Origin of the sequence: Georgenia satyanarayanai, assembly GCF_023715365.1 — a bacterium.
Lineage (GTDB): Bacteria > Actinomycetota > Actinomycetes > Actinomycetales > Actinomycetaceae > Oceanitalea > Oceanitalea satyanarayanai_B.
In genome coordinates this window covers 14,534-41,060 of the sequence record NZ_JAMBNZ010000019.1, presented here as the reverse complement: position 1 = coordinate 41,060, position 26,527 = coordinate 14,534, and the positions used below count along the sequence as shown (strand labels likewise).

At 69.7% G+C, this 26,527-nt stretch carries 28 protein-coding genes; 15 read left to right on the top strand and 13 right to left on the bottom strand.

Going from position 1 to position 26,527, the window contains the following annotated elements:
• The 3 genes from M3148_RS16275 to M3148_RS16265 form a co-directional block, all read left to right on the top strand.
• On the top strand, window positions 1-480 hold a 480-nt coding region (locus M3148_RS16275; RefSeq protein ID WP_251305784.1), incomplete at its 5' end, for an IS30 family transposase.
• Between the two features lie 81 nt (window positions 481-561).
• Entirely contained in the window at window positions 562-711 is a 150-nt protein-coding gene (locus M3148_RS16270) for a hypothetical protein (protein WP_251305783.1), read from the top strand.
• 6 nt (window positions 712-717) lie between these two features.
• The gene (locus M3148_RS16265) at window positions 718-1,344 is read left to right on the top strand and encodes a DUF6338 family protein (protein ID WP_251305782.1); all 627 of its coding nucleotides are present in this window, start codon (window positions 718-720) and stop codon (window positions 1,342-1,344) included.
• Here the strand turns inward: M3148_RS16265 and M3148_RS16260 are convergent.
• The 13 genes from M3148_RS16260 to M3148_RS16200 all read right to left on the bottom strand — a co-directional run bounded on the left by M3148_RS16260 (window position 1,310) and on the right by M3148_RS16200 (window position 14,413).
• Window positions 1,310-1,498 carry a DUF4913 domain-containing protein gene (locus M3148_RS16260; RefSeq protein ID WP_251305781.1) on the bottom strand — a complete coding sequence of 63 codons (189 nt, stop codon included), beginning with the start codon at window positions 1,496-1,498 and terminating at the stop codon, window positions 1,310-1,312. The genes M3148_RS16265 and M3148_RS16260 overlap by 35 nt on opposite strands.
• Before the next feature lie 101 nt (window positions 1,499-1,599).
• Window positions 1,600-2,610, bottom strand: coding sequence for an EcsC family protein (locus M3148_RS16255; protein WP_251305780.1), 1,011 nt, complete (start codon window positions 2,608-2,610; stop codon window positions 1,600-1,602).
• 123 nt (window positions 2,611-2,733) lie between these two features.
• Window positions 2,734-3,378 carry a M48 family metalloprotease gene (locus tag M3148_RS16250; protein WP_251305779.1) on the bottom strand — a complete coding sequence of 215 codons (645 nt, stop codon included), beginning with the start codon at window positions 3,376-3,378 and terminating at the stop codon, window positions 2,734-2,736.
• A 15-nt stretch (window positions 3,379-3,393) separates the two neighbouring features.
• A complete protein-coding gene (locus tag M3148_RS16245; protein ID WP_251305778.1) occupies window positions 3,394-4,815 on the bottom strand; it encodes a M23 family metallopeptidase in 1,422 nt (473 codons plus the stop codon).
• Window positions 4,816-4,831: 16 nt separating this feature from the next.
• On the bottom strand, window positions 4,832-5,395 hold the full coding sequence (locus tag M3148_RS16240) for a hypothetical protein (RefSeq protein ID WP_251305777.1): 564 nt from the start codon (window positions 5,393-5,395) through the stop codon (window positions 4,832-4,834).
• Window positions 5,392-5,901 (bottom strand): hypothetical protein, encoded by a 510-nt coding sequence (locus M3148_RS16235; protein ID WP_251305776.1) that lies wholly within the window; start codon window positions 5,899-5,901, stop codon window positions 5,392-5,394. Before M3148_RS16235 ends, M3148_RS16240 begins: the two co-directional genes overlap by 4 nt.
• Window positions 5,898-7,616: a type IV secretory system conjugative DNA transfer family protein gene (locus M3148_RS16230; RefSeq protein WP_251305775.1), complete on the bottom strand. Its 1,719-nt coding sequence runs from the start codon at window positions 7,614-7,616 to the stop codon at window positions 5,898-5,900. The genes M3148_RS16235 and M3148_RS16230 overlap by 4 nt, the downstream gene beginning before the upstream one ends.
• Window positions 7,617-9,089 (bottom strand): ATP/GTP-binding protein, encoded by a 1,473-nt coding sequence (locus tag M3148_RS16225; protein ID WP_251305774.1) that lies wholly within the window; start codon window positions 9,087-9,089, stop codon window positions 7,617-7,619.
• Window positions 9,086-10,711 carry an SCO6880 family protein gene (locus M3148_RS16220; protein WP_251305773.1) on the bottom strand — a complete coding sequence of 542 codons (1,626 nt, stop codon included), beginning with the start codon at window positions 10,709-10,711 and terminating at the stop codon, window positions 9,086-9,088. Before M3148_RS16220 ends, M3148_RS16225 begins: the two co-directional genes overlap by 4 nt.
• Entirely contained in the window at window positions 10,708-12,264 is a 1,557-nt protein-coding gene (locus tag M3148_RS16215) for a type IV secretion system protein (protein WP_251305772.1), read from the bottom strand. The genes M3148_RS16220 and M3148_RS16215 overlap by 4 nt, the downstream gene beginning before the upstream one ends.
• 2 nt (window positions 12,265-12,266) lie before the next feature.
• A complete protein-coding gene (locus M3148_RS16210) occupies window positions 12,267-12,959 on the bottom strand; it encodes a hypothetical protein (RefSeq protein WP_251305771.1) in 693 nt (230 codons plus the stop codon).
• 21 nt (window positions 12,960-12,980) lie between these two features.
• Window positions 12,981-13,256, bottom strand: coding sequence for a hypothetical protein (locus M3148_RS16205; RefSeq protein WP_251305770.1), 276 nt, complete (start codon window positions 13,254-13,256; stop codon window positions 12,981-12,983).
• Between the two features lie 17 nt (window positions 13,257-13,273).
• Complete coding sequence (locus tag M3148_RS16200) at window positions 13,274-14,413, bottom strand: MinD/ParA family ATP-binding protein (RefSeq protein WP_251305769.1); 1,140 nt, start codon at window positions 14,411-14,413, stop codon at window positions 13,274-13,276.
• A gap of 231 nt (window positions 14,414-14,644) precedes the next feature.
• On the opposite strand from M3148_RS16200, the gene M3148_RS16195 reads away from it, so the two are divergent.
• The 12 genes from M3148_RS16195 to M3148_RS16140 all read left to right on the top strand — a co-directional run bounded on the left by M3148_RS16195 (window position 14,645) and on the right by M3148_RS16140 (window position 26,523).
• Window positions 14,645-14,968, top strand: a complete 324-nt coding sequence (locus M3148_RS16195) for a helix-turn-helix domain-containing protein (RefSeq protein WP_251305768.1) — start codon at window positions 14,645-14,647, stop codon at window positions 14,966-14,968.
• Window positions 14,969-15,026: 58 nt separating this feature from the next.
• Window positions 15,027-15,263 carry a hypothetical protein gene (locus M3148_RS16190; protein WP_251305767.1) on the top strand — a complete coding sequence of 79 codons (237 nt, stop codon included), beginning with the start codon at window positions 15,027-15,029 and terminating at the stop codon, window positions 15,261-15,263.
• 266 nt (window positions 15,264-15,529) lie between these two features.
• The gene (locus M3148_RS16185; RefSeq protein ID WP_251305766.1) at window positions 15,530-16,621 is read left to right on the top strand and encodes a hypothetical protein; all 1,092 of its coding nucleotides are present in this window, start codon (window positions 15,530-15,532) and stop codon (window positions 16,619-16,621) included.
• A 559-nt stretch (window positions 16,622-17,180) separates the two neighbouring features.
• Complete coding sequence (locus M3148_RS16180) at window positions 17,181-18,431, top strand: IS256 family transposase (RefSeq protein ID WP_251305765.1); 1,251 nt, start codon at window positions 17,181-17,183, stop codon at window positions 18,429-18,431.
• Window positions 18,432-18,972: 541 nt separating this feature from the next.
• Window positions 18,973-19,890, top strand: coding sequence for an ArdC-like ssDNA-binding domain-containing protein (locus M3148_RS16175; RefSeq protein ID WP_251305764.1), 918 nt, complete (start codon window positions 18,973-18,975; stop codon window positions 19,888-19,890).
• A gap of 167 nt (window positions 19,891-20,057) precedes the next feature.
• Window positions 20,058-20,357: a glutaredoxin family protein gene (locus tag M3148_RS16170; protein ID WP_251305763.1), complete on the top strand. Its 300-nt coding sequence runs from the start codon at window positions 20,058-20,060 to the stop codon at window positions 20,355-20,357.
• 332 nt (window positions 20,358-20,689) lie between these two features.
• Window positions 20,690-21,472 carry a ParA family protein gene (locus M3148_RS16165; protein WP_251305762.1) on the top strand — a complete coding sequence of 261 codons (783 nt, stop codon included), beginning with the start codon at window positions 20,690-20,692 and terminating at the stop codon, window positions 21,470-21,472.
• Window positions 21,469-21,873 carry a ParB family protein gene (locus tag M3148_RS16160; RefSeq protein WP_251305761.1) on the top strand — a complete coding sequence of 135 codons (405 nt, stop codon included), beginning with the start codon at window positions 21,469-21,471 and terminating at the stop codon, window positions 21,871-21,873. Before M3148_RS16165 ends, M3148_RS16160 begins: the two co-directional genes overlap by 4 nt.
• A 134-nt stretch (window positions 21,874-22,007) precedes the next feature.
• Window positions 22,008-23,117: a hypothetical protein gene (locus M3148_RS16155; RefSeq protein ID WP_251305760.1), complete on the top strand. Its 1,110-nt coding sequence runs from the start codon at window positions 22,008-22,010 to the stop codon at window positions 23,115-23,117.
• Window positions 23,118-23,477: 360 nt separating this feature from the next.
• Entirely contained in the window at window positions 23,478-23,783 is a 306-nt protein-coding gene (locus tag M3148_RS16150; RefSeq protein ID WP_251305759.1) for a hypothetical protein, read from the top strand.
• A 260-nt stretch (window positions 23,784-24,043) separates the two neighbouring features.
• The gene (locus M3148_RS16145) at window positions 24,044-25,381 is read left to right on the top strand and encodes a DNA cytosine methyltransferase (RefSeq protein ID WP_251305758.1); all 1,338 of its coding nucleotides are present in this window, start codon (window positions 24,044-24,046) and stop codon (window positions 25,379-25,381) included.
• Window positions 25,378-26,523 carry a hypothetical protein gene (locus M3148_RS16140; protein WP_251305757.1) on the top strand — a complete coding sequence of 382 codons (1,146 nt, stop codon included), beginning with the start codon at window positions 25,378-25,380 and terminating at the stop codon, window positions 26,521-26,523. The genes M3148_RS16145 and M3148_RS16140 overlap by 4 nt, the downstream gene beginning before the upstream one ends.
• Window positions 26,524-26,527 lie beyond the last annotated feature (4 nt).

Here is a 26,527-nt window from a genome sequence, read left to right as displayed (position 1 = left end):
GTGCCGGGCCACTGGGAGGGCGACCTGGTGATCGGCGCCCACGGCCGCTCTGCGGCGGCGACGCTGGTTGAGCGCACGACGAGGTTCACCACGATCCTGGCGCTGCCGGCGGGCAAGGACAGTGAGCGCCTCGCCGACGCGTTGATCGACAACGCCGATGAGCTGCCCGCGATGATGCGTAAGTCGCTGACCTGGGACCAAGGCTCTGAGATGGCCAAGCACGCCGCCCTGACCCTGGCAACGAAGATGCCCGTGTACTTCGCCCACCCGCACTCCCCGTGGGAGCGCGGCACCAACGAAAACACCAACGGCCTCATCCGCGAGTACCTGCCCAAGGGCACCGCGATCCCCACGCACCAGCCCTACCTGACCTCGATCGCCGAAGAGCTCAACGAACGTCCCCGCGCCGTCCTGGGCTACCTCACTCCACGCGAAGCCTTCGAACGACTCCTCACCGACAGCGTTGCTACGACGCCTTGACACCGCCTTGTCGGATCCTGGTGGAAGACTGCCGGAGGGCCCTAGCCCCGTGGCCTGTCCGGACATCTCGATGGAGCTGACATGAGCGAACCCCAGAACGACCCGCGCACCACAGTGGATCTGACCCAACTGGAGGAGAAGGGCCTCCTTGGATCCGCTTATACGACGATCGACACAGGTAAGGTCGGCGCGAACGACGTCGTCGACGTCGCGGACGACAACAGCGACTAGCCGGTCGTGGTCCCTGACAGTCTGGCTGCGCTCGTCTCGTTCCTCCTCCTGCTCGCACCGGGGATCTTCTGGCAGTTGCAGCGAGCGCGATACCGGCCAGCGGTGAAGGAAAGCACGCTCATCGAGGTGTCGCGTGTCGTCCTCACCTCACTGGCCGCGACAGGACTGGCAGCGGCAATCCTCGCTGGGTGGGTCTGGATGCCCCTCTACCGCCATGTCGAGTCCTTCGCCAGCAGCGGTTCGCCGGTCACGTCGGTGCCGTACATTGCGGCCGTTGTCGCGACCTCGCTGCTCGCCTGCGGCCTCGTGTTGCTCGCCTCTCTAGTGAAGTGGCCGGGGCGTGCCCCGATCAACGAGGGGCGAATCTGGAGCCAGGCGCTCGTCGACATGCGCCCGGCCGGCGCCCGCGCCTCGTATCTGACCGTGGAACTTCTCGACAACACGGTTTGGAAGGGTGAATTGATCGGCTTCGACTCCGACCCCGAAGATGCGCAACGCAGCCTCGCAATCGGTCCACCCGTCCGAAGGAAGCGACCGCGTGAGGAGTTCGAGAACCTGGACGATCGCTGGCGGGTGGTCATCTTGCCGGAGTCTCAGATCAAGTCGATCCAAGTCGTCTACGTCGAGAACTAGACCCGCACATCGGGGAACAGTCCCGGTGGAGGGGCCTCATAGGAAGAGGGTCACCCTTCTTCGTCTGGGTGCCCTCGGCGGCGGCGAACGGGCCGTGCTTGTCCATGAGGACGGCCATGTGGTAGTCGGCGTGCTCGCGCCACCACACACTCATGCCGGTGCCGGGGTCCAGCCGCAGGTGCTCCCACCAGCGGGCGGCCCAGACCCGGTTCCGGCCGTCGATCCCGCTGTGGCACGCTCCGCGTGCCGATCTCGTTACTCGTCGTCTGGGTCCTCGTCGGGCTCAAGGCTGCGGCGCAGGTTCCGAGGAAGTTCCAGGCCGTGCTTCTCCGCGAGCAGGACGGTCGCGGCGTAGTGCCGCGCCTGACGTGCGGTGTCCCCCAACACGTGCGAGTTCGTCGCGGCACCCGCCAGTACCGAGATCACCGGCATACCCATCCGGGCGTTCTTGACGGGCACGTGCTTCCCGTTGCCCGCTCTCTTCAGCAACTTCTCGACCGCGGCCATGAGGCGATGGTCATCCCGAAGGTTCTGACTCCAGTTGACCCGGCCTCTCGCCGCGTCAAACGCGGCACTGGCCTTCTTCACCGAGCCAGCTTTCACCACCTGGTTCTTGTAGGCCCGGGCGACCATGCGATCGATGATGTACCGCACCTCCGGATCGGCGGCATCGTACCCGTAGGCGTAGCAGATGCGGGTGGCGATGGCGCCTGTGAGTGCCTGCATGGCGATCATGTCGAGCCCGATAGCCAAGACGCTGCCGAGGACGGGCACGGGGATCATGGCCAGCGCGCCGAAACTCGCTCCCTGCCCAACGCCGACGGTGCCCCACTTTAGCGCCATACCGTTAGTCAGTTCCTCCAGTTCTTCAAGGTCCAGGTGTCGCAGGTCTTCCAGGGACTCCACCTCGCGGCCCTTGTCCCGGTGATGCTTCAGGACCGCCTCCGGGTTGGTCAGTTCGACCACCCATTCGTTGAGCAGCTCGAGTAGTTGCACGACGTTATGTACGGTCGGCACGAGTGCGGCATCAACGGCCACGCTCGCGACGTCCTTCACCTTCTCCGGGGTCCGCTCTGCCACCGCCTTGCCGGCCTTCGAGACGGTGCTCTTCGCACCGTCCACTGTGGTACCGAGCGCGGCCCGGGCTCGAGGCGGGAGCACGGCCTTCCGCCCTTGGGCCTTTTTCTCCCAGTGCGCTTGAATCTCGTCCCAGCGCTTCCGCTCATATCGGGACATGCGCTCGGGAAGGGACTGTTCCTTGCTCATGGACAGAGGGTAGGTGAACGCTCGGACCGTCGGATTGGCCATCTATTCGCCAAGTCACCTTGGCTGTCCCATTCGGGATCGGCTACCGGGGTGCCGAGAGCGCAGCGCCCCGCGGGGGGCGTCTCAGCCGCCCCCCGATGCGTTCGTGCCGCTGGCTGCCAGAAGCGCGTCGCGGCGTCTCGCGTCGGGTGGTGGGTGTGATCGCAGGGCCAGGGGGAGGTACCTGCTGAGGCCTTCGGCATGCAGGGTGTGCTGGACCCATTCCTCTGTCATGACCTCGCCGAAGACGGTCGCGGCCAGCGCATCAGTCTCGCTCTCGTTGCGTCGACCGCCGGCGAGCTGCGCCACGTTCCACCAGGTGAGTCCGCCGGCGCCGGCGAGGGCGAGGAGAACCAGCAGTGTGCTGAGGATCAGGCTGCAGCTCGCCACGATGACCGCGCCGGTCAAGCTGGCGAATGTCACCACCGATGCGAGGAGGAAGGGCCAGATGGGGGCACGCCGCCAGGCAGATCCCTCTTGATGGCGCAGGACGTGGCTGAGCTCGTGGGCGATCGTCCAGGCCCTCTCACGCGGACTCAGCTGCAGCAGGCGGCTGCTCAGTCGTATGCGGGGTGGGGTGTGGGCGGGGAACGCGCGGCTGGAGAGCTTGTCGCTGATCTCTACCGACGGCACCGACCGCAGGGGTCGTCCGGCGCTGGCCGCGCGGGCGGCCAGAGCGTGGACCTCGCTGAGCAGCTCGGCCGGCCTGCCGGTGCCTCGCTGCGCCATCGTCCTACCTTCTGATCAGCCGAGGGGGGCGCCAACGCCGGCCATGAACGGTTCGGCGTCGGTGTGCTGGCCCTCGAGGTACACCCCGTAGTGCAGGTGGCAGCCGGTGGAGAAGCCGTCGTTGCCCACGACGGCGATCAGTTGACCGGCCTGCACCACCTGGCCGGGGCGCACCCCGAGGCCGCCTGCGTACATGTGGTTGTAGCTGGTCTGCACACCTGCGCCGTGGTCGATGATGATGACGTGACCGGTCAGCCCGAGGCGGGGGTGTGGGCCGTTGCCGGCGTAGATCACGCGGCCGTCGGAGGCCGCGTAGATCGGTGTCCCGCACGGGGCGCCGAAGTCGGTGCCGCCGTGGAACTTGCCCCAGCGTGGCCCGTATCCGCTGGTGATCGGCCCGTCCACGGGCGCGACCCACTCGCCCTGGACGGTCAGGCCCGCGGGCGCGACGGCGGATGCGGAGAGGCACTCCAGTGGGCCCGCGCCCGAGGTGGCCGACGGCGTGGGGCGGAGGTTGACGTGCGGGTGGTCGTAGTGGTTGGCGGTGGGTGAGCCGCGGTCAGCGATCGGCCGCCACCCGGCCTGCGGGTCGGCGGCGTGCCAGATGGCCTGACGCCAGATGATGTAGTCCACCGAGAGCCGCTCGGCGTGCTCGATCAGGTAGGCGACGATCGCGTCACCCAGCGCCACGTCATCGCCGGTCATGAAGTCCACCGCCAGGCCGGCCGGATGGCCGCCGGCGTCGACGGCGCTTTCCCGGTGGCCGCCGACGTCGGCGACGTCGAAGCGGGTGCCGACTTCCTCGGCCAGCGCCTGGGTGTGTGGCTGGACGGGGCCAAGGTCATACCGGTTGCCCGGGTTGTCGGCGGCGGGCACCACGGCTGCTGCTGTGTCGCTGGACAGGGCGGCGATGACCTTCAGGGCGTCGGGCCAGTGCTGCTCGTAGTGCAGGGGGTCGGCGTTGCGTTGCGCGCGGTGTGCCGCGATCGTGGGTGGCAGATCCTGCCAGTTGGGTACGGCGGTGAGCCGCTCGAAGAACAGCACCGCGGCCTGGTAGGGGTCCATGCGCGCGTCGTAGCTGCCGTGCTCGGGGCCGGTCTGGAACAGGCCGATGGTGTCGGCCCGCACGGCGTCGCCGTGCGCGACGTTGACCAGGGACGATTCACCCATGGCCGTCATGACCGCGATCGCTTGGCCCCGGGCGTCGATACCGAGGTCGGCTCCGGCGCGGATGGTCGCGGCGGCGTTGGCCAGCTGCTCACCGGACCAGCCGGCGACCTCACCGGGCAGCTCGCCGCCGGCGACGGTGACCGGCTGACCTGGCTGGCACGCCGCGGCGGGCTGGCTCTGGCTGAGGCCCGAGCCGACGAACAGGACCAGGCCCACGCTCGCCACGGCGAGGGCCACCACGGCGGCGAGGATGTGACCGGCCTTCATGAGGCCTCCCCCCGGTTCATTCCAGTGGGTCGGCGTACTCGACGAGCCACGGCGCGTCCTGGCTCACCCTGGTCAGGGTCACCAGATAGGTGGCGGCGTCGGTCTCGACGTGGACCTCGGCCAGGGACCCCGTGGAGTGGTCGAGGACGCGGGCCTGGCCGGTGATCTGGCTGGCGGGGACGTTGCGCGGGTCGACGTAGGCGAAGAGCTCGGCGCCGGCTGGAGTCATCTGGCCGGCGATGCCGGCGTGCCACTGATCGTCGGGCAGGTCTGGACGCGCGAAGGCACGCATGAACGTCACGGCCCGGTCGAGGGCGGCCTGCTCGGCCGCGGCGTCCCACGGCGGTGGCCCCTCGGTCGGGTTCTGCTCACTACCGGTGAGTTCCTCCATCGGCGGCTGGTCCGCCTCGGCCGAGGGGGGCGCGGGCGGCTCTGCGGTCGGTTCGACGTCCGACGTCGGCACGACGATCCCGGCTGTCGCCGGCGCATCGGGCGCCGGCTCCTCGCCGTCGCCGCACCCGGCGATGACGAGAAGAGCTGTGATGGTCGCCGCTGCGGTGGAGAGCCGGGCCCGGTTCACTGGTCCTCCTCGTCGCGGGTGGCGAGGTCGGCCGCGACGTGGGCGGCGAAGCCGTCGTCGGGTGTGGTGGGCGCCGTGGAGAGACGATCGGTGTGGCCGTCCTGGCAGGAGGAGAACAGGCGCAGGTGCCGCAGGCGCTCCAGCGTCGGCCACAGGGACCGTTCGTGGAAGTCGACCAGCCCCGGCCCGGGCTCGGAGCCCGGGTCACGGTAGGCGCCGGTGTGGGCGACCATCAGCGCGGTGAGCAGCTCCACGGCCACCGGGTGGCGGTACCAGCACGCGGCGACCCGGTACTCGGCGGGTAGCCCGCTGAGGTAGCGGCCGGAGAGGTAGGTGACGAACTCGGCCAGGTCCTGCCAGAGCCGAGCCGCTTCCTCGCGGCCCAGCGTTTGCCACCACCACGGGCCCCCCCCAGCGCGGGCCGCGAGTGTCTCGGCCAGCGCGGCGACGAGCTCCTCGAGCGCGGTGACCCGCCCGTCGAGCTGGCTGATGTCTGGCTGGCTCATGGCGTGGGGATCCCTTCGCGTTCCAGCACCCACGCCTCCGACGCGCGTAGGGCTTTCGCGTCATCGCGCTGCCACCAGGGGGTCAGGTCGATGACCGCGGCCGGCAGGTCGCGGTAGAGGAGCAGCGCCCGGCCCTCGGGGATCTGACGCAGCTCGGCCACCGTCATCACGCGTTCTTTCTCGGTGGAGATGTTGAACGCCGGGACGTTGCCGGCCTCCTTGTAGTGGCGGCTGGAGCGGTCCACGCGCCGCTCGCCCACCAGACGTGAGGTGGACTCCAGGAAGGAGTCGTTGGACGAGCCGCCCATGAGGATCTTGACCGCGGCCGCGCCCCAGATTGTCTTGGCGCCCTCGGCCCCGAAGCGGGTCTCCAGCTGGGCCATGTCCTGGGCCACCGGCCACACGCTCATACCGCGGCCGCCGCCGTCGGCCATGAGCTGGGGCAGGTCGGGGATGGGGGCGATGTTGGCGACCTCGTCCAGCACGAACGTCATGGGTGGGTCCAGCCGTCCGGTGGCGGTGCGCTGGGAGGTGGCGCGCGCGGCGCGTACCACGGCGGCGACAAGCGCGGTGATGAGGGGTGCCACACCGGTGCGCCCGCCCTCAGACAGCAGGTAGAGGGTGTCGGTGGAGGCCACGAACGCAGCCGGGTCGAACACCGCCGCCTCCGGCCCGTCCTCCTCGGCGACCGGTGGTGGGCAGACCAGGTCGACCACGCGCGGGTCGGCCAGCGGAGCCAGCACCAGGGACAGTGACATGTCGGTGGAGGAGACGGTCTCGCGGGCCTCGCCCCGGCAGAACTTGGTCAGGTCACGTACCCAGCCCGGCGCCGCGTCGGGATGCTCTCGCAGAATGTCATATGGCGTCTCGTCGTCGAAGTCCCGCGCCCAGCGCAGCACCTGGCGAATGCTCAGCCCGTGGAGGGCCGCGGCGTGCAGCAGGCAGCGCAGCACCGTGTCGGCGGCCTCGGTGAAGAAGCCGGCGTTCTTCGACCCCTCCAGGGGCCGGGCGGCGACCATCGCCCGTGAGCGCTCCATCGCGGTCCGGACGTCCTGGCAGCCGGCGACGATGTCCCAGCGGGCCAGCTCGGGCCACCCCGAGACGCTCTCGGGGTCGAACACCCACACCCGGCCGCGCTCGGCGCGCAGCTGGGCCGTCAGGCGCAGCAGGTCGACCTTCGTGGAGGTCGCCACCACGGCGGCGGGCGCGTCGAGGACCTGCCCGACCGCCAGGTAGGCGGTCTTGCCCTGCCGCGGCGGTGCGATCACGCAGCCGGTGTCCTCGGTACGGGGGCGCACCGCCTGGCCGTTGTAGTGGCCAATCGGGGACAGCAACGCCGGCTCGCCGGGGGCGCGGCGCCCGTTCGTGCCGGTGCGCCGCTGCAGGGCCGACCCGGCGACCATGCCCTTGACGGCGCGGCGGCGATGACGCCACGCGATCAACGCGATGAGCCCACCCAGGCTCACCGCGACCAGCGCCAGCCACACCCCCACCGCCACCGGCAGAGCCGGCGACCTCACCCCCTCACCCAGGGACAGCGGCTCCAGGCGCACCAGCGCCACCAGCGTCCGGTCCACGCCTGCGATCGGCAGCCCGTCGGCGGTCAGCCACAGCGCGACGTGCCACCACGCCAAGGCGAGCACACCCGCCGCGGCGACGGTGATGTTCGCCTTCGTCCTCGCCGGCAGCGGTGGCCGGTTCTCCCGCGAGACCATCTAGCTACGCCCCCTCGTCGTCATCGCCTGATCGGTGTCGGTCAGCCGCTTCTCCAGCTCCGAGCGCACGTGCTCGACCATCAGCTCCGGCTCCGCGCCACGCTTGAACAGGCACGTGCCGGTCGACAACGTCGGGATCAGCGTCAGCGCCGAAGGGTCGAGGTTGAAGTCGTGCACGCACCGCTCCACGTCCACCGCGCGCGACTGGCGGTAGATGTGCACCGTCTGGGCCTCCTGCAGCACCGCCATCGCCGGTGAGCCCGGCGGAACGTCAGCGATCTTGTGCATGGCCACCACCAACGCCAACCCCAGTGCACGGGCCAGCTTCGTGTTCGACTTCAACAGGCCAGCGCTGGGGCCGGCCACCAGGTGCCAGCCCTCCTCGACGAGCAGGTTCGTCCTCATCCCCCGGTTGCGGCGCAACATGCCCAGCAACCACATGTTCGCGATCGCCATGACCGTCGGCACCGCTGGGCCGTCGTCGGGCAGCTGGGACATGTCGAAGCTGGTGAGCTTGCGCTCCAGCCGCACCCCCGGGGAGGTGGGGCCGTCGAAGATGCCGCCGTACTCCTCGAGCAGCCCGGTCAACAGGAACCGCACGCCCAGCCCCGCGGCGTGCAGCCGCTCCCGGGACGCGGGCGAGAGGTCCTTGTAGCTGTCTGCCGGGTCGGCCTCCAGGTGCCCCAGAGCGGCCAGCACGTCGGGCAGGATGGGCGGGGCCCCCGCCCGGTCGGTCTCGGCCTGGCGCATGACGATTCGGTAGGCCGAGCGCAGTGCCTCTCGCTCCCACTCATCGAGCCGTTCCCCGCCCTGGGCGAGCTCGGCGGCTACCATCAGCAGCTGTACTTGGTTGCGCGACCCGGCTCCGGTGATGACCGGGTCCAGGAGGTTGAGCACCACGCCATCCCCCGCCAGGGAGAAGGTGATCGGCTCGCCTCCGTAGGTGCGCACCAGGTCGCCGTACTCCCCTTCGCCGCCCTGGTCCTTCTTGTCGAAGACCACCACGCGGCGATCGCGCAGCAGCAGCGGCCGCAGTCCATAGGCGGTCTTCAGGACCGAGGACTTACCCGAGCCCACGTCCCCGATCACCAGAATGTTCGGGGAGGTGACCAGGCCGGCCTCATAGGCCAAGAAGCTGTCGTGCCTGACCGCCGCTTCGCTGAGGGACTCGGTGCCGATGACCGGTGCCTGTAGATCGCTCGGTGAGGCGACCACGGCGGTATTGAGGACCTCGGCCTGCCGGGTGGTGGTCGGAGCGCCCCGGTCGTACGGGGCGTAGTAGCCGCGCTCGGCCCACCAGGTCGAGGCCCGCAGCCGGGTCCCGCGGGCGTTGAACGGTGTCAGGCCCTCCTCGCGCGGTGCCGGCGGTGGCGGTGGGGCCAGGAAGCGGCGTCGCTTTTTCTTCCGGGCCGAGGGTGGCTGGTCCTCGCCGGTCACCGGGTCTTGTCGACGCAGTCGGGTCTCGATACTCATAGCGACTCCTTCGCCCCGTGGCCGGCCATCCGGGACATGACCTTGTCCCGGCCGCGGTCGGCCGGCGGTCGCATGCCCCGGGCGATGGGCCACGTCGTGCCCGACGCGGCCGACTGGAGCGTGTCGAGCCACTCCAGGCGCTCGATGCCCAGCTCGTCGGCCGCGGTCGCCTGGGCTTTGCGGCACGCCTCGGCCAGCTGCGCCGCCGAGCGGGCACTGACAGTCAGGTATCCCACCCACTCCACGCCCGCGTGATGTTCACCGGGCCGCAGGTCACGCGCCCGGCGCTGCGCGGCGCTCAGGCGCAGCTCGGTCTCCTCGTCCTCGATGCGCCCGGCCTGGGAGCGGGCCAGCCGATCGGCCGAGTCGCGGGTGCGGTCCAGCCGCGCCGCCGCCCGTGCCTGGGCCGCGGGGATCACCCACGTGTGGAACGAGAGCGTGCGCAGTGTCCCGTCCCCGGTCCCTGACAGCAGCGCCGTCATCCACAGCGAGGAGCGGTGGACCGTGGCCATCGCTTCAGCGGTGATCCGGGCCGTGCGGTGCCACCACTGCGTCTCCTGCCCGGTGGCCGGGTCGGTGACCGTGACGACGTGCGCGGAGTAGTGATCGGCGCTGGGCACACCGAAGCGGTCCGGGTCCACCCCCGCGACCTGGTCGATCGCCCGCGAGGGGCTCTGCATGTGCAGCATCACCGCGGCCGTCTGGGCCGCGCTCAGCGGCCGCACCCAGCTGTGGCCGGCCCCCCGCAGCCGCGCCGTCATGGACGCGACCTCGATGCGCATCAGCTCCCGCCACCCCTGACGCCGCTGGCCGTGACGGGCCGCGGCGTGACGAAACGCGCTGGTCAGGGGCCAGCGGATCACCACGTAGTGCCGGGGAGTCATCGTGGAGGCATCCACCTTGCGCAGCAGCTCGTCGTAGGAAGCCGCGACCTCCGGTGGGGTGTCGGGGTCGAGGTTCTCCACCAGCCATGCCTGATGCCGGGCGGAGTCCGGCGGCAGGACGCGCGTGATGGTCTGGGCCATGCGCGCCACCGAGTCGTGCGACCCCAGCCTGGCCAGGAACCGTCCCCACCCGGCCGCGGCCGCGTCGGTGGCGGCGTCGGACTCCAGACCCCGGATCTGACCGGAGACCTCGAAGGCGACCGACAGGTATGCCGGCTCCCCGGCCGGAGCGTGCCAGGCCACCCCCGGGCGCCGGGGGCGCTTCTCCAGCCACGCCATGCCCGAGGCTCCGTCCGGGGTGTCTCGCAGCGACACGGCCTGACGGGCCGCGTCGGCGCGCACCTGCGGTGACTTCGCGCGTGCCTGCACGGCCAGCGCATCCCAGCTGCCCTGGTCGAACGGCGTGTACTTCACCGTCCCGCGAGTGGTGCGCTCCTTCCAGCGTCGCCGGGTCACGACGCGCGCGAGCACCGATCCGCGCGGCGTCGAAGCGGTGAGCAGCCACGTCGCTGCCACCAGCAGCACACCGACGACGAAGCCGCCTTCGCCGGCGAACATCGTCAGCACCATGCCCACCGCCGCCGCCGCACCCACCGACGTCAGCTTCCACAGCGGCATCGAGCCACCCAGCACCGACCGGTGACGGGTCTCCCCGCCAAGCACCGAGGTCCGCGTCACTGGGACCCACCCCCCTGGTCGTCCATCTCCTTGGCCGACACCTCTCCGGCCTGGGCGCCCTTCTCCGCGGACTTCTTGGCCGCCATGTAGGCCACCGCAACACCGGCTCCCACGGCGCCGCCGACCTTGCCCGCAGCTCCCCCGGCCCGAGCCGCGGCCCCACCGGCACCTCCTGCGGCACCGCCGGCACCTGCCGCGGAACCCGTCGACGCGCCCGCCCCGCCGCTGCCAGCCCCTGCCGCCGCCGGGCCGCCACCCTTGGCGGCAGCCGCACCGGCGGTGGTCGGGTTCGTCCCCGTCGTCGCGGCACTCTCCCCGCCCGGCTCACCGGCCCCGGACTTGCCCTTCCCGCCGCCAGATCCTCCGTGTGCGCTGTCGCGCTGCTTGGCCTCCAGCGCCTTCTGGATCGGGCCGGTCTTCTGCCCACCATCGGCTGCACCACCACTGCCACTACCGCTACTGCCCGAGCCGCTCGAGCTACTCGAGCCGCCCTCGCTCTCCTCGGGCTCGCCCTGCGCTTCCTGGCGCCGGCGCGCGTTCTGCCGAGCCCGCCGCTGAGTCTGCGAGCCCTCCTCCTCGCGATCGTTACCGTCGCGGCTCGACTTACTCACCGCAGGGCCCGCCTGCCCGGCCCCCGTCGGGGTCACTGGGGCGAACTTGAACAGCAAGAACGGTGTCATGCCCGCCACACACAGAGCGATCATCGCTGCCCCCAGGTTCGCGAACGTCTGCACGTCGGTGGAGCCGCCCTCCAGCCACGTCACCGAGCCGGAGGCCATCCGGTAGGCGATGCCCAGCACGAAGAACAGCAGCGGCTTGGCCGCGATCACTCCCAGCAGCAACACCAGCAGGCGTGTGGCGATGCGGTGGTGCGTGGGGTTGCCGAGCCACGCGAACGCCAGCGGTGCCACCGCGCCGCCCAGGTAGACCGCGACCATCGTGATCCACAGCGTGATGACCACCAGCACCAGCCCGACCACCATGGCGACCATGAGCCCGAGCGCCACCAGCACGCCGCCGACCACGCCCGCTGCGTCGGTCTGCTCGATCATCGACGCCAGCGAGGCGATCGACTCATCGACCGAGGAGTTGATCCCCCACTGCGCCATCGATTCCGCCACCGCGGCGAAGAACTGCAGCACCAGCCAGCCCGCGGCCGGTCCGAAGGTGGACATCCCGAAGAACAGGGCAGCTCGCGTGGTCAGCACCTCGGCGACGTCGTCACTCGTGTACACGCCCTGCGCCGACCGCATGATCGTCCACAGCAGGTTGATCACCCACAGGAACACCGCCGCGGCGTAGCTCACCGCGTAGGCCTCCAGGAACCAGTCAGCCGAGAGATCCGGCTTCGTCGCATCGAACAGCGCCGGCAACAGCCGGTCCGTCAGCCCGTACGCCGCGTCCTGGGCCTTCTCAAACAGAAACCCCAACGGGTCAGACCCAAATGCAACCGCGTTGCTGACTGCGTCACCAGCACTCTGCACACCTTCGACGAGACCGTCCCAAGCACCGGTCGCCCGGTCCCAGAGGTTGGGGTTGTCGTCCTCATCCACCGTCAGCACCCCCCTGAGAAGGGGGTCATGATCGACACCAGATCCTCTAGCTCGCGAGAGCCACCGAAGTCGACGAGCAGCCACCCCCCCGAAGACCGATCCAGCGTCATCATCACGGACCCCGCCATAACTTCCTGGCTGTTGGGGGCCGGCTCGGTATCCACGGTGAGGACTGAGACCACGACCTCGTGCTCTGTGGAGGACTCGATGTAGTACCCGCCCTCCACCGTGGAGGTCGCCGGTCCCTGACGCTCAGCGCCGCTGCCTATTTCTTCAGAATGCTCCGCTAGCCCCATCACGGAATCCGACGCGTCCGGGGCGGCGATCGTGTCGAGGACGACGGGCACCTCATCCGCGGGTGGAAGACCACCTTCGCCGCCGCCCCAGCGCGCCAGGGTTGCGGCGAACTCGGCGGCGCCAACGTCGTCGAGCGGGGCTTGATCCTGGGCGAGGAGCACGGTCTGTGCGTTGACCGCTTGCCCGCCGAGACATCCGTTGGCCACGCGCGCGGTCTGAGCCGATCCGGTCGGGTCGGGCTCGGCGGTCGGGCCCGCCGGCGCGGGCGCCGGCTGCTCTCGCGAAGCAAGGCCCGAGGCCCACACCACCACACCCGCAACCAGCGCGACCGTGACGATCGCCAGCACGAGCCGGCGCAGCCAGCGCCGCGGGACCCGTATCTCTGGTTCGAAGCTCACGTCCCCTCCCCCACGCGCGGGCTAGGTCGCTACGGCGAAGATGGCGCCGACGACTACGCCGAACGCGGCCAGGATCACTACGGCCACCAGCGCCTTGATCGCCCGCCCCCGGCCCTGGGAGTAGTCGTGCGGGTTGTCACCGGACTGGGCCATGGTCACCACCCCCAGCAGGAGGTACACCAGCGCAGCGATGATCGCGATCGCCCACAGAGCGCCGAAGAGCTTCTCCCACCACTGCGTGAACTCCGCACCGAAGACCGAGAAGTCCGGGATGATCCCGTCGATCGGGTTCTCCATGATTCCCCCCAAGGGTTCTAGTTGACGTTCTCGAGCAGCTTCCGGGTGGCGGTAGCCGCCACCCGTGTCCAGGCACGCTCGGAGTCACGCGAGAGCGATCCGAGCGTGATCTCCCCGCCCCTGCCGATGTGCGGGTCGTAAGGCACCTCAAGGACGTCCACGGTCGGGATCACCTCACACAGGCGCGCCAGCTGCTCTCGTGCCCGCCGCACGGCATCCTTGTCCTCCGGACGCCCGTCGTGATTGATGACCACCACAGCCGACTCCGCCAACCGCGCGCCGTGCTCGCCACGCCGCGAAACCACGTCCAGCAGGTCAAAGGCATCGAGTACCGCCACGCTCGACAACAGCGTGGGGACCACGAGAAGGTCCGCGGTCTCGACCGCAGCGCCGAACGCATCGGAATGAGGGTTGTTCCCCGAGTCCGCCACCGTCACTCGGTAGTACCGGTCAAGAACCTCACGCGCGGCTCGAACGTCCTGGCCGGTGAGCACCGGGCGGTCGTGGACTGAACCGATCGTATGGGCGAGTGAGGTCTGCGGAGCCGCATAGCCTGCGAGTTCACCGGCAGACGCCACATGCTCGGCCGCCCTAACGAGTTCACCCATGCCCCGCGTGGGCGAGCCCTCGGCACGCTTCTCCAGCGCGCCCGTCGCGTCGGACACCTCAAACGCCGCGGTGGCCCCGCCCCGCACTCGGCCCAGCACGCCGGCCAACACGATCGAGGACGTCGTCTTCCCTACCGCGCCGGTCTTGTTCCCGACCAGGATGTTGACCGCCCGCGACCATGTGGCCTGGCGGATCACCCGCTCGTCATCGAGGAATCGTTGCTCCCCCGGGCCCGGGCCGAGCCGCACGACGCCACCGCTCGCGCGAACCATGAACCCTTGCCAGCCCCACCGCGCACGTACCCGCTCTGTGGCGCCGGGCCGGATCAACTCCCCCCGGGCCGTGCCCGAGAGCCCCACCGCCGCCGACTCCGGGGGGCTGGCGGGCGGCGATGGGGCAGCCCTCGGGACATCAGCGTCCGCGTCCAAAGGTTGCGCCTCAGACACGGCATGCTCCAACACGCCGACTTCCCCGGACACCAGAGCCTCTGACTCCTCGGGCTCCTCGAAGTCCAGCGCGCGGCGCGCGTCGCGGAACAGGTCACTCATCACGGTTCCCCCCGTCGATGAACACTCGCATCCTTGCGTACTGCACTGACATCGAAGCAGAGCCGTGGCCCAGCGGGTAGCCCCCGGGCCGTAACCGTCCCGCTGAGACGGTGTACGCGCTGCCCCCAGATCTCATCCTGTGTTAGATTCCCATTAAACGCAAACCTACCACGTGGTGCGACAGCGGAGCATCCCTCCCATGAGTGTCGGGAACTCCGGCAGGATGGGCAGGTGCCCCGCTATGTCGCCCCGCCAGGTATGCCACCAGAGGTAGAGGCGATCATTGACGTCATCGGTAACCGTGCGCGCGCGGCGATCATTCGCGAGCTCGTTGGACAAGGGCCGCTCACCGCACCGGAACTCAGTGCTGTCGCAGGTGCCAGTGTCAGCGCCGCCAACCGCCACCTGCGTGAGCTCGAAGCCTCAGGACTCGTCACCGCCGACGTCGAGGCAGGCCAACGCCGCGGACGCGGCCGGGTTCCCACCTGGCATGTCAACCCGGATGTGGTGCACACCTACATCGAGCGGCTGCGCGCCTACCTCGACGCCGAGTAAGCGCGACACGCCCGGCCGCCTGGCGCTTATATCTGATACGAGCCCCTTTACTAGGGGCATGGCTGGACAGCAACGAAAGGGTCGCCCGCACAAGGGCGATCGCGATCTCCTCGTCACGCGTCCGCATCGGCGCGTCGGTGACGCCGTCCGGGCAAGCGCCGAGCGCCAGGGCTATGCGTCGATCAGCGAGTACGTCGCCGCCGTGCTCGCCGAGCACGAAGGCCTGGCCGATCTTGCCCCCGAGCCTGCCAAGAACACGTCGCAACAGGAGCTGCCTCTAGCAACGAGCGCCTAACCCCCACATATGAGTGGGGGCCGGCCCCGAAGGGCCGGCCCCAGAGTCCAAGTCCTTCACCCTCTTGCTTGGCGGCGGGTCGGTGAAGGGCCTAGATCGACGCACCTTCGTGCGTCTAACGCTCGGAGCCCACCATAGCTACCCCTGCCTCCTCCGCGCTACCTCTGCCGTGCGACACGCCGCACACACGCGAGCCCTGGAACCAGGGCAGGCGGCGCCGTCGCCGGCCCAGCAAGACCCGCGAACGCGCGCCCCTGACGGTGCGGATGGCCCTGCCCGAGGGCCACACCCTGCCCCGGCGAGTCAGCGACTGGGTCGACCAAGCTCTGGTCCACCCGGGCACCGCGACCATGACCGCCCGCTCCTGGTCCACCTACCGCGCCTTCGTCCTGGCGATCGCCAACGCCATCGACCCCAAGTCCAAGACCACGACGTTCTCCTGGACCAGCCTCGCCGCCGCCGTCCTCGAGGTAGACCCCAGCGCCGCGAGCTCCCGCGCGAGCGTGGACCGCTACCTGCGCCGCCTGCGGGAGTGGAAGCTGCTCGGGATCGTGGCCACCGGCCGCACCGCGGCCTATGCCCCCAAGGCCGACGGCGGGACCAACGAGCGCGCGGTGTACGTCCTGAGCGTGCGCAGGCCGCTTCAGGCTGTGGATAGTTTTGAGACCCCTCCCCTGGAAGAGGTTCACGTAGCCCCCCGCACGCACGCGCGCGAGAGGCTGGCACAGGCCAATGCGGAGCCGCTGCGCGGCCCGACAACCCGGGCCGCGCAAGCGCGGCACCCCCAGCTCCCGGCACAGCGACAGCTCCCAGCGTGGTCACGGTCCGTCACGCCAAGCAGCAAGGACGACATGCTGCGCGCAGCGGACACCTTGCGTCACCTTTCCTTCCCGTTGAGACGGCTCAGTGCCCGGCACGTCCGCTCGATCCTGCGGCCCTTCTTCCTGGCCGGCTGGAGCGTTGCCGACGTCCACCACGCCATCGATCACCGGCCCGATGGCAGCAGCTATCCCCATGACGGTGCCAACGGTGTGGGCAACATGGGGGCCTGGCTCAGCTACCGCCTGGCTGCCTGGCAGGACCCGCACGGCACCGTGCGCCGCTCCCCCACCCAGCGCATCGAGGCCGAGCGGCGCGAGAACGCCGCACGAACTCGTGTCCGTCGAGAGGCCGAGGCCACCCGTCGCGCAACCGCAGCCGGGCCGCAGAGCCCCGGCCGGCTGCTGGCCCGTGCCGTTGCCGAGGCCATCCGCACCGGCCGGCCGCTGCCGGCTGCCGCGCTGCCTGAGGGAGCCCGCCAGGCACCTCAGCTCGTCGGTGAGTCCCGGCCTCTCGACGCTCCACACCCGTCCTCGTGATCGCTCACTGTTCCAGTTCGAACGAGAACCACCGAGGGTGGGCCTGCGGGGAGGCCTCAGCCGTCACCATCGGTGCCGCAGTCAGTTCCAATGCCGGACACCTCAGCCGCCCTACGCTCGCACACATGTTCGATACTTGGACTATGCGAATGGAGCCCACCAACGCCGAGCACCCGGCGTTCGTTCCCCTCAACCCCATGGGCGCCATCCCCTGCCTGGCACGCCTCGCTGACGGCAACGGGTCCGTCTGGTGGATTCCCGCCACTGCTAACCGCTGGACCCCAACCCACGTCCTCATCCTGTGGCGAACTGACCCGCGAAACCCACGCGCCGAACGCCTCGTCTGGCTTCGAACGGAAGACGTCCGTCCCTGGATTCACATCCCCGGCGGTCCCGTACGCGAGCCGCGACACCCAACACGGGGCGGGCAGAAGTGACCTTAGTGGAGTCCAGCAGAGTGGTGTATCGGTAGCACGGTGAGCGTGTCGTCGTAGACGAAGGCGGTCACCGCGCGATCCTTCGAGTGATCTCTCACAACCGCCTCGAAAGGACCATCACGGTGACCGCTCCATCCAGTATCGACCCTGCCCAGTTCCTGCACGAGCACCTCGCCCAGGCATCCCCGGATCTGATGCGCGAGATGCTCACCACGTTCATCAACGCCCTACTGTCCGCCGAGGCCGACGCCGTGTGCGGGGCCGGCTACCGGGAGGTCAGCGATGCCCGGACGAATCGCCGCAACGGCTACCGTCACCGGGAGTTCGACACCCGCGCCGGGACGATCGACGTGGCGATCCCCAAGCTGCGGCAGGGCTCCTACTTCCCCGAGTGGCTGCTGCAGCGCCGCCGCCGGGCCGAGGCGGCCCTGACCACGGTGGTGGCCTCCTGCTACCTGCTGGGGGTCTCCACCCGCCGGATGGACAAGCTCGTGCAGACCCTCGGGATCACCGGCCTGTCCAAGTCGCAGGTGTCGGAGATGGCCAAGGACCTGGACGAACACGTGGCCGACTTCCGCACCCGGCCGCTGGATGCCGGGCCCTACACGTTCGTCGCGGCCGACGCTCTGACGATGAAGGTCCGCGAGGGCGGACGGGTCATCAACGTGGCGGTCATGATCGCCACCGGCGTCAACAACGAGGGCTACCGCGAGGTCCTTGGCGTCCAGGTCGCCACCGGGGAGACCGGGGCGGGGTGGCTGGCCTTCTTCCGCGACCTAGTCGCCCGTGGCCTGACTGGCGTGGGCCTGGTGACCTCCGACGCCCACGCCGGGCTGGTAGAGGCGATCGGCGCCACCCTGCCCGGAGCGGCGTGGCAGCGCTGCCGCACCCACTACTCGGCCAACCTCATGGCCGCCTGCCCCAAGGCCTCCTGGCCGGCGGTCAAAGCGATGCTGCACTCGGTCTACGAACAGGCCGACGCCCCGGCCGTCCAGGCTCAGTTCGACAAGCTCCTGGACTCGGTGGCCGATCGGCTACCCGACGTCGCCGAGCACCTAGAGAGCGCGCGGGCCGACATCCTGGCCTTCACCGCCTTCCCCCAGGCGATCTGGCGCCAGATCTGGTCCAACAACCCCAACGAGCGCCTCAACCGCGAGATCCGCCGCCGCACCGACGTGGTCGGCATCTTCCCTAACCGCGAGGCCATCATCCGCCTCGTCGGCGCCGTCCTGGCCGAGCAGCACGACGAGTGGGCCGAACAACGCCGCTACCTCGGCCTGGACGTCCTGGCCAAGTCCCGACTGGCCCTTGTCGCCGAGACCAGCCCCGAGGAGGTGACCACCACCGAACCCATCGGCGCCATCAGCGCCTGATCAACCCCCCGATCTCGAGGACCGATACACCACTCCCCAGGGCTTGACCGTGACCTTCCTCAAGAGACGGTGCCTGCCGCCATCCCTCCACAGCTACGCGCACGGCCGCTTGAACCAGTTAAGGGTGCGGACAGCGCACCCCCAACAGTACTAATAGAGGACTCGCATAGAAGGCGCCCCCGGATCCTTCCCTAGCCGCCACTCGAGGTCCGCGCCGCCGAGCCCGTGATCTCGCCCCCCCATGGCCGCCCTGCGGGCCGTGCCTGACGGCCGCTGCGCGGCCGCGACTTCCTCGCGCCTGCGGCGCTCGTTTTCTCGCCGTGAAGCCTGGCGGCAGCATACGGTCGGCCGACCTGCGCGCAAGGCGCTTTCGCGGCATATCCTCCCTCGCTCCGCTCAGTCCGGTATTCCACGACGCCTTGCACTCCGGCCGGCTCTCCCTAGCGGCACTACGTGCCTTCACGGCAAGAAAACGTGGAGGGGACTAACAGCACTAACGGTCCTAACAGTACTAATACCGTCAGCTTCGGAGGTGGGAGACATGTCCCGCACAACCCGACACACCAAGAGCCCCGAGCAGCGCCGCGCGGAGGCCGAAGCGCTGCACGCCGGCATCGCCGATCAGGTCCAGGCCCTGCGCAGCAGCGAGGCTTGGCGCCGGTTCCTCGACTTCTCCCGCTCCTTCCACAGCTACAGCCTGAACAACGTCCTTTTAATCCTCGGGCAGCGGCCCACCGCGACCGCCGTCGCCGGGTTCCGGCAGTGGCAGGGCAAGGGCCGGCAGGTCCGCAAGGGCGAGAAGTCACTCAAGATCTTCGGCTACTCCACGAAGAAGATCACCGAGGAGGACCCCAAGACCGGCGAGGAGGTCGAGAAGCGCCTGCCCCGCTTCCCCATCCTCTCGGTCTTCGACATCGCCCAGACTGACCTCATCGACGGCCAAGAGGACCACTCCACCGTGGCCCACCGCCTCACCGGCACCGACGACCTCGACATCCTGGCCACCGTGAGCGACTACCTCACCGCCAGCGGCTGGAGCGTCACCCGCGAGCAGCTCGACGGCCACACCAACGGCTACGCCACCAACCACGGCCACCGCGTCGTCATCGAGGCCGCCCTCTCCCCAGCCCAGGCCGCAAAAACCATCATCCACGAGGCCGCCCACATCACCCTGGGACACCTCGACGCCCCAGAGCGCGACTACCGCGAGCACCGCGGAGCCATGGAGTGCGAAGCCGAATCCGTCGCCTACGTCCTAGCCGGCCTGCTCGGACTGGACACCAGCGCCTACAGCATCGGCTACATCGCCACATGGTCCGACAAGGACACCGACACCCACGGCGTCAGCGAAGAAGTCCACGGCACCGCCACCCGCGTCCTGGCCGCCGTCCACACCCTCACCGAGGCCCTCGAGCCCACCGAGAACGCCACACCCATTGTCGCTATGCAACCCCAATAGTACCATTGCCAGTAACCGGGGTGGCCGGGAGGCCTGGCAGGCGACGCCAGACCTCCCGGCCCCTGGGCCAGCGAGGGGCCGCCGCCCCTCGCGCTCCCCGCCAGATACCCGACCGGCCCGGACCTGCGGGAACTGGCGGGGGAGCGACCGACCGAAGGGGGAGAGGGATGTACACGCTCACCGTCTACACCACGCCCAGCTGCATCCGCTGCACCATGACCTGCCAGCGCCTGGACAAGGCCGGCATCACCTACCGCACCGTCGACGTCACCACCGACCCCGTCGCGCGCTCCTACGTCACCGACGAGCTCGGCTACACCGAGGCCCCCGTCGTGGTCGTCGACCAGGACGAAGACAACCACTGGTCCGGCTTCCGCCTCGACCGCATCACCGCCCTGGCCAAGATCAATGCCACCAACACCACTGATACCACTATTCCCGCCAATGGAGGTGGACACGATGTCTGATGAGGACGAGGCCCCGAGCCTGGCCCAGATCCCGGCCGCGGCCCAGCGACTGGCCAACGCCTACTACGAGGCCGGCCTCAACCACGGCTTCGAACTCGGCTACCGAGCCGCCGAAGCCCGACAGGAAGCCAGCTGGGCGGCATTCGCCGCGCTGGCCAAAGCGGCCACCAGCACCCCCGCCCTACGACCAGCTGTGCGAGCAGCGAGGAGAGGGCCCAGTGCGCCGAGGAACACCGCCACCTCATGCGCGAGCGGGGCATCATCCCCTGACGGTGTGGCACCCACAACCTCAGCACCCCTATTAGTACGGTCAGCACCATTGGAGGTAATACATGAGCGCTCACGTACTGGCCGTGTGCAACCAGAAGGGCGGCGTCGGCAAGACGACCACCACCTACCACCTCGCCCGCGCCGGCATCCGCGCCGGCCGGTGGGTGCTGGTCGTCGACCTCGACCCCCAAGGCACCCTGACCACCATCACGGCACGCGAGGAGGTGCCCGAGGACAGCGTCAGCATCGCCGACGTCCTCAGCGCCCGCGCCAAGGAACCCCTGGCAGGCGTACTCGTGCCCGGCGTGTGGGACGGGCTGGACGTCGCGCCGACGGTGGGGGAGAACCTCGGCGTCGTGCGCGACGAGCTCGTCGTGGCCGGCGCCGGCCGCGAGGCTCGCCTGCGCGAGGCCCTGGCCCCCGTCGCCGAGCGCTACGACCTGATCCTCATCGACTGCCCGCCCTCACTGGACCAGCTCACGATCAACGCGCTGGTCGCCGCCGACGGCGTCCTCATCGTCACCCAGAGCAAGCAGGCCAGCATCAACGGCCTGGTCAAGCTCCACGAGACCATCGAGGCCGTGCGCCGCAACTACCGTCCCGGCCTCACCATCGCCGGCGTCCTGGTCAACCAGCACGAGCAGCACACCGTCAGCGGCCAGTCCTGGCTCGAGGAGCTACGCGGAGCCATGGCGATCATCGAGCCCCCCGTCCCCAAGGCAGTCGTGCTCTCGGACGCCGCCGAGGCCAGCGTGGGTCTGGACGAGTACGGCAGCAGGGGCGCCAACCGCCTAGCCGAGACCTTCGACAACTACCTCACCCACCTCGAGGAGGCAGTGCGATGACCCGCCCGCCGCGCCGCAAGAGCAGCCTCCACCGACTCTCACCCACCGATCCCGCATCCCAGCCGCCTGAGCGTGAGGACGAGGCCGCAGCCACCACCACGCCACCGGTCCCTGCCTCGCCGGCGGTGTCGGCGCCGGCTCCACAGGCCGCCGCATCGGCGGGGGATAGGCGCAAGTACCGGCACAAGGTCAGCTTCTACCAGGACGAGGACGACACCGCGCGCGTCCGAGCCGCCATCCAAAACACGTTCCCCACCGAGGGCCCGCGGTCACTCAGCGAGTTCATCAACCAGGCCGTCATGGCCGAGGTGCGCCGCCTCGAAGAGCGCTACAACGACGGCGAGCCCTGGCCCGGCGTCGGCGCCCGAGAGCTGCCCCAGGGTCGCCCCATGGGCCGCTGAAGCCCCCCCCTCGTCGAGGGACCACATCCCCGCACCTCACCCGGAGGTGCGGGGACGTTTCGTTGCGTTACGTCTTTCGTATCGTGCCGTATTTTAGTCTTTCGTTCCGTTACGTTGCATAGTAGAGTGACGTTATGAGCGAACAGCAGAGGGAGACAGAGCAGCGCACATGCCGGTTCCCCGGCTGCCGGCGCCACGCCATGGCGGCGGAGGCCGACACCGGGCGGCCCCCGGAGTACTGCGACGACCCCAAGCACAACCGCGCCGCCGCCTGGCGCGCGCGCCGGCGCCTCGAGGTCGCCGGCGAGGGCCCCACCGCGGAGGAGACCCGTCCCGTGGACGCCGCACGCCAGCGCGCCAGTGAGATCACCGGCCAGGTCGCCGGCATGATCGAGCACCTCGGCCAGCAGCTCACCACGCTCGTTGGCGAGCTGCGCACCGTGACCGACCCCGAAGCCGTCGAAGCACAGCTCGAATCGGTATCCACCGAGGCCGCCGAGCACGTCGCCGCCGCGAACGCCCGCGCCTCACGAGCAGAGCAGGCACAGCGCCGCGCCGAGGCAGAGCGCGAAGAGGCCGACGCCGCGGCCACCGAAGCGACCGAGCAGGTCGAGGAGCTCACCCAGGAACTGACCGGCGCCCGCGCCGCACTGGACGACGCCCTGGAAGCGGGGGAGCGGACCACCGAGGAGCTCGACCAGCTTCGCCAGACCGCCGAGGCCGACCGGGCCCAAGCCGCTGCCGAGGCCGACCAGCTGCGCACCGAGCTGGCAGCCGCGCGCGGTGACCTCACCCGCGCGGAGGAGGAGCGGGACGCCGCGGCCCAGCGGGCACAGGCCGCGGAAGACGCACGGATCGACGCCGAGCAGCGCGCCGCGGCCGCCGAGAGCCGCGCCACCGCCGAGGCCACCCGCGCCGAGCGGTCCGAAGCCGACGCCGCCCAGGTCCGCGAGCAGCGCGACACCGTCCGCGCCGAGCTCGACCAAGCCCGCGAGGTCGCCGGCGAGCTGCGCAGCACGCTGGCCACCGCCGTCGCCGAACGCGACGCCGCCCGCACCGATGTCGACCGCGAACGCGCCCACGCCGACCAGCGCGTCCAAGACCTCCGGGCCACCTACGACCGCCAGGTCGACCAGCTCCGCGACGAGCTCACCCAGGCCCGCGCCGAGTCAACTACCTCACCGCGTCGGGCGGCCGGCCGCCGGACCACGAAGGGCGCCGACGAGGCCGAATCGGCAAAGTGACCCCGCCACCCGGCGCCACCCCCCTCAGGGGAGCTGCGCGCCACGATCGACTCACTTCGAGCAGGTCTGCCGACAGTTCGGCGCCTGGCACAACAGTGTCGTCGATGTCGTGTACTACGCGGGGGAGGATGACCGCGGCGACGGGAGCCACTGGGAACTGTGACCGCCGCGGCCGAACTTGAGGTCGCGGCCACCGGCCCTCAACGCAGCCACCGGCGCCCTGGGGGGGCGAGCGCACGCTGCGAACGGAGTCGTGCGCTGGCGCAGCTAGCGCTAGTGCCAGGCCGCGCGAGAGCCTGGTGTCAGCGATACCTCGGGCGCGGAGCAAGCCGACTAGACGCACTCACTTGGAGGGAACGGATGGCGGTTTACCTGGACGGGCATGAGCCATCGGCAACACCCGCTCTCGACTGTGCAGGAGTGAGGCATCAGCGGTGGAACGGCTTCATCGTGCCGCTGGCCACAGCGGACAGTTTTCGTGCCTTCGTCGCCGCGTGGAAGTTGGTCGACCCACACGGACCATGGAGGCTGGAGGGAGTCCGGACCGAAGGCGACCGCCTGGTCTACGAAGACCGCGACGGAGCGGTCGACTACTGGGTGGCCGGGGGAACTGAGGACCGAGCAACGACCTACGAGCTCGACGGCTGGATGTGGGTTGAGGCGTGAGCGGCGGCGCGTTGAAGGCGTCGTCGCTCCGAAACCTGATACAAGAACGTCATGCCCGAGATCCAAACGCCGGTACGGATGTCCCGCCCGCGCAGCCGCCGACCTCAGTGGAAGGGGGAGCGCAAGGCCGTACTCGTGCGCCTCCCTGTGGACTTAGCGCACCGCCTAGAGCAGCAGGCGGTACGCCGTCGCCAGTCACTCTCGGACACCGCCGGTGCCTACATCTCAGTTGGTGTGGCAGCCGACGAGGGGCCGCGACAGTGCTGACACCTACCTCTCAGGACCATCCAGAACTCAAGGTCGTCGACCTGTTCTGCGGGGCAGGCGGACTGTCCGAGGGGTTTCGTGCCTCGGGCTACTCGGTGATCGCCGGCACGGATTACGATCCCGACGCCGTGGCGACGTACGCACGAAACTTCCCGGAGGCGGCGGCGCTGTGCGGTGACATCCGCGACCCGGACCTGCGGGCACGCCTCGACGAGGTGACCGCCGAGGCGGACATCATCGTCGGCGGTCCTCCCTGCCAGGGATTCTCCCAGGTCCGGAACCACACCCGGCTGATCGACGACCCCCGCAATTCGCTCTACCGCGAGTTCGTCTCCAGCGTCGCCCACGCCCAGCCTGATGCCTTTGTGATGGAGAACGTCCCGGGCATGGACCAGATGAGCGTCAAGGAGCAAGTCCTCACTGACCTCAGCCTCGACGGCGAGTACGACGTCGAAGCGCAGCTCCTCGACGCCGCCGACTTCGGTGTGCCCCAGACAAGGAAGCGTCTCTTCTTCCTCGGCGTGCGCAAATCTCTCGGAGTGCCCACGCCCCAACTCAGCGGTACCGGCGTGACCAGTGCCGTCCAGCTCGTCCGCTTTCCGAGTGAGTCGAGCTCCGACGAACTCACAGCCCGGTATGTTGTCGCGGCCCGACCCGACGAGCATGGCCAAAGACTCGGCCTCGCCCTCGCCGACTCGGAGAACCTCACCGCGGTGACAGTGGAGCAAGCAATCGGCGACCTTGTCACTCTCGAAACCGGGCGCCGTGCCGAGAGCATGGCCGTGGCCGACCTCCCGGCTCCGAGCTCGGCGTACCAGCGACTCATGCGCTCTGGGGCGCCCGAGACCTTCAAGAATGTGAGCGTGCCGCGGTCACAGGCCGACACCCTGCTGCGATTGGCAGGCATTCCGGCAGGAGGGAATCACCGCGACCTTCCTGACCACCTCCTGGCCCGGTACCTCACCGGCGCTAAGTGGGGCCCTCACAACGGCTCAGGCCGCCTGGGCCGGGCCCACTACTATGCATACCGCAGGCTCCACCCGGATATCTGGGCGTGGACCCTCAACACGAAGGGCGACTCCGCCTACCACTGGTCTGACAGGCGGGCGCTCAGCGTCCGGGAGTTCGCCCGCCTCCAGAGTTTTCCCGACCGCTTCGTCTTCACTACGGACGCCCGACGCGGGCCGCTTCCGGGTCGCATGTCGGGAGGCGCCGCCCACTCGAGGTACCGCCAGGTCGGCAACGCGGTCCCGCCGCTCCTCGCCGCGGCTGCCGCCCAGGCACTACGCGAGGTGCTCTCCTCCGCCAAGACCGCTCGCCTGACCGCATGAGCACGCCCACCCCGGCAGGTCTCGGCGCGCCACGAGACACCCCGGCAGCCACGGAACTGGGAACGAGCCCAGCAGCGACGTCCACGGTCCCGGCGCGTGCGTTCGGCGAGGAAAACCGTGCCAAGTTGCTAAGTGACTACTTCGCCGACGTTCCAGAAGTCACCCAAAGCAACGCCTGGCAGCACGTCTACCGCCTCCTGCTGTGGGCTGACCGGACAACCGGTCTCGCTCACTGCTACGAAAGCGACAAGTCTCAACCGGGGCGTCCCTGGTACGCCCGCAGCCTGGCTTTCCATGTGTGGCTGTCTGACGCTTTGGGGGTCCCACCGAGCGAGCTTGGGGAGCACATAGACCTCATGTTCCGGTGGGCCACCGCCGACCTTGCCGCAGCAGCGGCCACACGCCGTCGCGAGCGCGCAGTAGCCGCTGACACCCAGCGCGCACCCTACGTCGGACGAGACCTGCCACTGCCCGGCGAGGACCCTGAGCTCGAGGCGATCCTCACTGAAGCGCTCGCTCCCTACCTCAGCCACGAGCCGCCGCCGGAGGCCCTGCGCGATCTAACCGAGCGCATCCAAGCCCACGTCGGCCAGGAGAACAAGCGCAAGAACTTAGTCGGTGAGGGCTTCGAGGACACGCTCGTCGCGCTGCTCACACGCATCCCCCGCATCACCGAGTCCTACGACATCCGCGTAAGGCCGTGGCTGCACGACTTGCCGGGATTCCACCCCCCGCGGGGCAGCGAGAAAGCCAAACAGGTCGACCTCGCGCTCGTTCGCCGCGCCGACGCCCGGCGGATTCTCGTCTCCTGCAAGTGGAGTGTCCGCAGTGACCGGGAGGAGCAGTTCGTCAGCGACTTTCGGGCATACACCGAGCTCGAAGCCGCGGGCGAGGACTTCTCTTACGTCCTCATCACCAACGAGTTCGACCCTGCCCGCCTCGCCGCCGCCTGCGATACACGCCGCCAGAACGCCCTCCTGTTCACCGACGTGGTCCACGTCAACCCCCGTGGTCCCGTCGCCGCGTACAGTGCGCCCGGAATCTCAGCCCGCCCCAGCGGGGGACAAGCTCGTGCCCTCGAACGGATCGACTCCGGACGGCTGTCCGCGCTGGAAACCTGGCTGGAGAGCTTGTCTAGCTAGCACT

Bases quoted from the DNA above. Each gene is read 5' to 3' on its own strand.
- M3148_RS16225 (WP_251305774.1), bottom strand. From the start codon at position 9,089: ATGAGTATCGAGACCCGACTGCGTCGACAAGACCCGGTGACCGGCGAG.
- M3148_RS16270 (WP_251305783.1), top strand. From the start codon at position 562: ATGAGCGAACCCCAGAACGACCCGCGCACCACAGTGGATCTGACCCAA.
- M3148_RS16160 (WP_251305761.1), top strand. From the start codon at position 21,469: ATGACCCGCCCGCCGCGCCGCAAGAGCAGCCTCCACCGACTCTCACCC.
- M3148_RS16190 (WP_251305767.1), top strand. From the start codon at position 15,027: ATGGCTGGACAGCAACGAAAGGGTCGCCCGCACAAGGGCGATCGCGAT.
- M3148_RS16155 (WP_251305760.1), top strand. From the start codon at position 22,008: ATGAGCGAACAGCAGAGGGAGACAGAGCAGCGCACATGCCGGTTCCCC.
- M3148_RS16235 (WP_251305776.1), bottom strand. From the start codon at position 5,901: ATGAGCCAGCCAGACATCAGCCAGCTCGACGGGCGGGTCACCGCGCTC.
- M3148_RS16185 (WP_251305766.1), top strand. From the start codon at position 15,530: ATGGCCCTGCCCGAGGGCCACACCCTGCCCCGGCGAGTCAGCGACTGG.
- M3148_RS16140 (WP_251305757.1), top strand. From the start codon at position 25,378: ATGAGCACGCCCACCCCGGCAGGTCTCGGCGCGCCACGAGACACCCCG.
- M3148_RS16175 (WP_251305764.1), top strand. From the start codon at position 18,973: ATGTCCCGCACAACCCGACACACCAAGAGCCCCGAGCAGCGCCGCGCG.
- M3148_RS16260 (WP_251305781.1), bottom strand. From the start codon at position 1,498: ATGAGTGTGTGGTGGCGCGAGCACGCCGACTACCACATGGCCGTCCTC.
- M3148_RS16200 (WP_251305769.1), bottom strand. From the start codon at position 14,413: ATGAGTGACCTGTTCCGCGACGCGCGCCGCGCGCTGGACTTCGAGGAG.
- M3148_RS16245 (WP_251305778.1), bottom strand. From the start codon at position 4,815: ATGAAGGCCGGTCACATCCTCGCCGCCGTGGTGGCCCTCGCCGTGGCG.
- M3148_RS16255 (WP_251305780.1), bottom strand. From the start codon at position 2,610: ATGAGCAAGGAACAGTCCCTTCCCGAGCGCATGTCCCGATATGAGCGG.
- M3148_RS16170 (WP_251305763.1), top strand. From the start codon at position 20,058: ATGTACACGCTCACCGTCTACACCACGCCCAGCTGCATCCGCTGCACC.
- M3148_RS16250 (WP_251305779.1), bottom strand. From the start codon at position 3,378: ATGGCGCAGCGAGGCACCGGCAGGCCGGCCGAGCTGCTCAGCGAGGTC.
- M3148_RS16205 (WP_251305770.1), bottom strand. From the start codon at position 13,256: ATGGAGAACCCGATCGACGGGATCATCCCGGACTTCTCGGTCTTCGGT.
- M3148_RS16150 (WP_251305759.1), top strand. From the start codon at position 23,478: ATGGCGGTTTACCTGGACGGGCATGAGCCATCGGCAACACCCGCTCTC.
- M3148_RS16165 (WP_251305762.1), top strand. From the start codon at position 20,690: ATGAGCGCTCACGTACTGGCCGTGTGCAACCAGAAGGGCGGCGTCGGC.
- M3148_RS16230 (WP_251305775.1), bottom strand. From the start codon at position 7,616: ATGGTCTCGCGGGAGAACCGGCCACCGCTGCCGGCGAGGACGAAGGCG.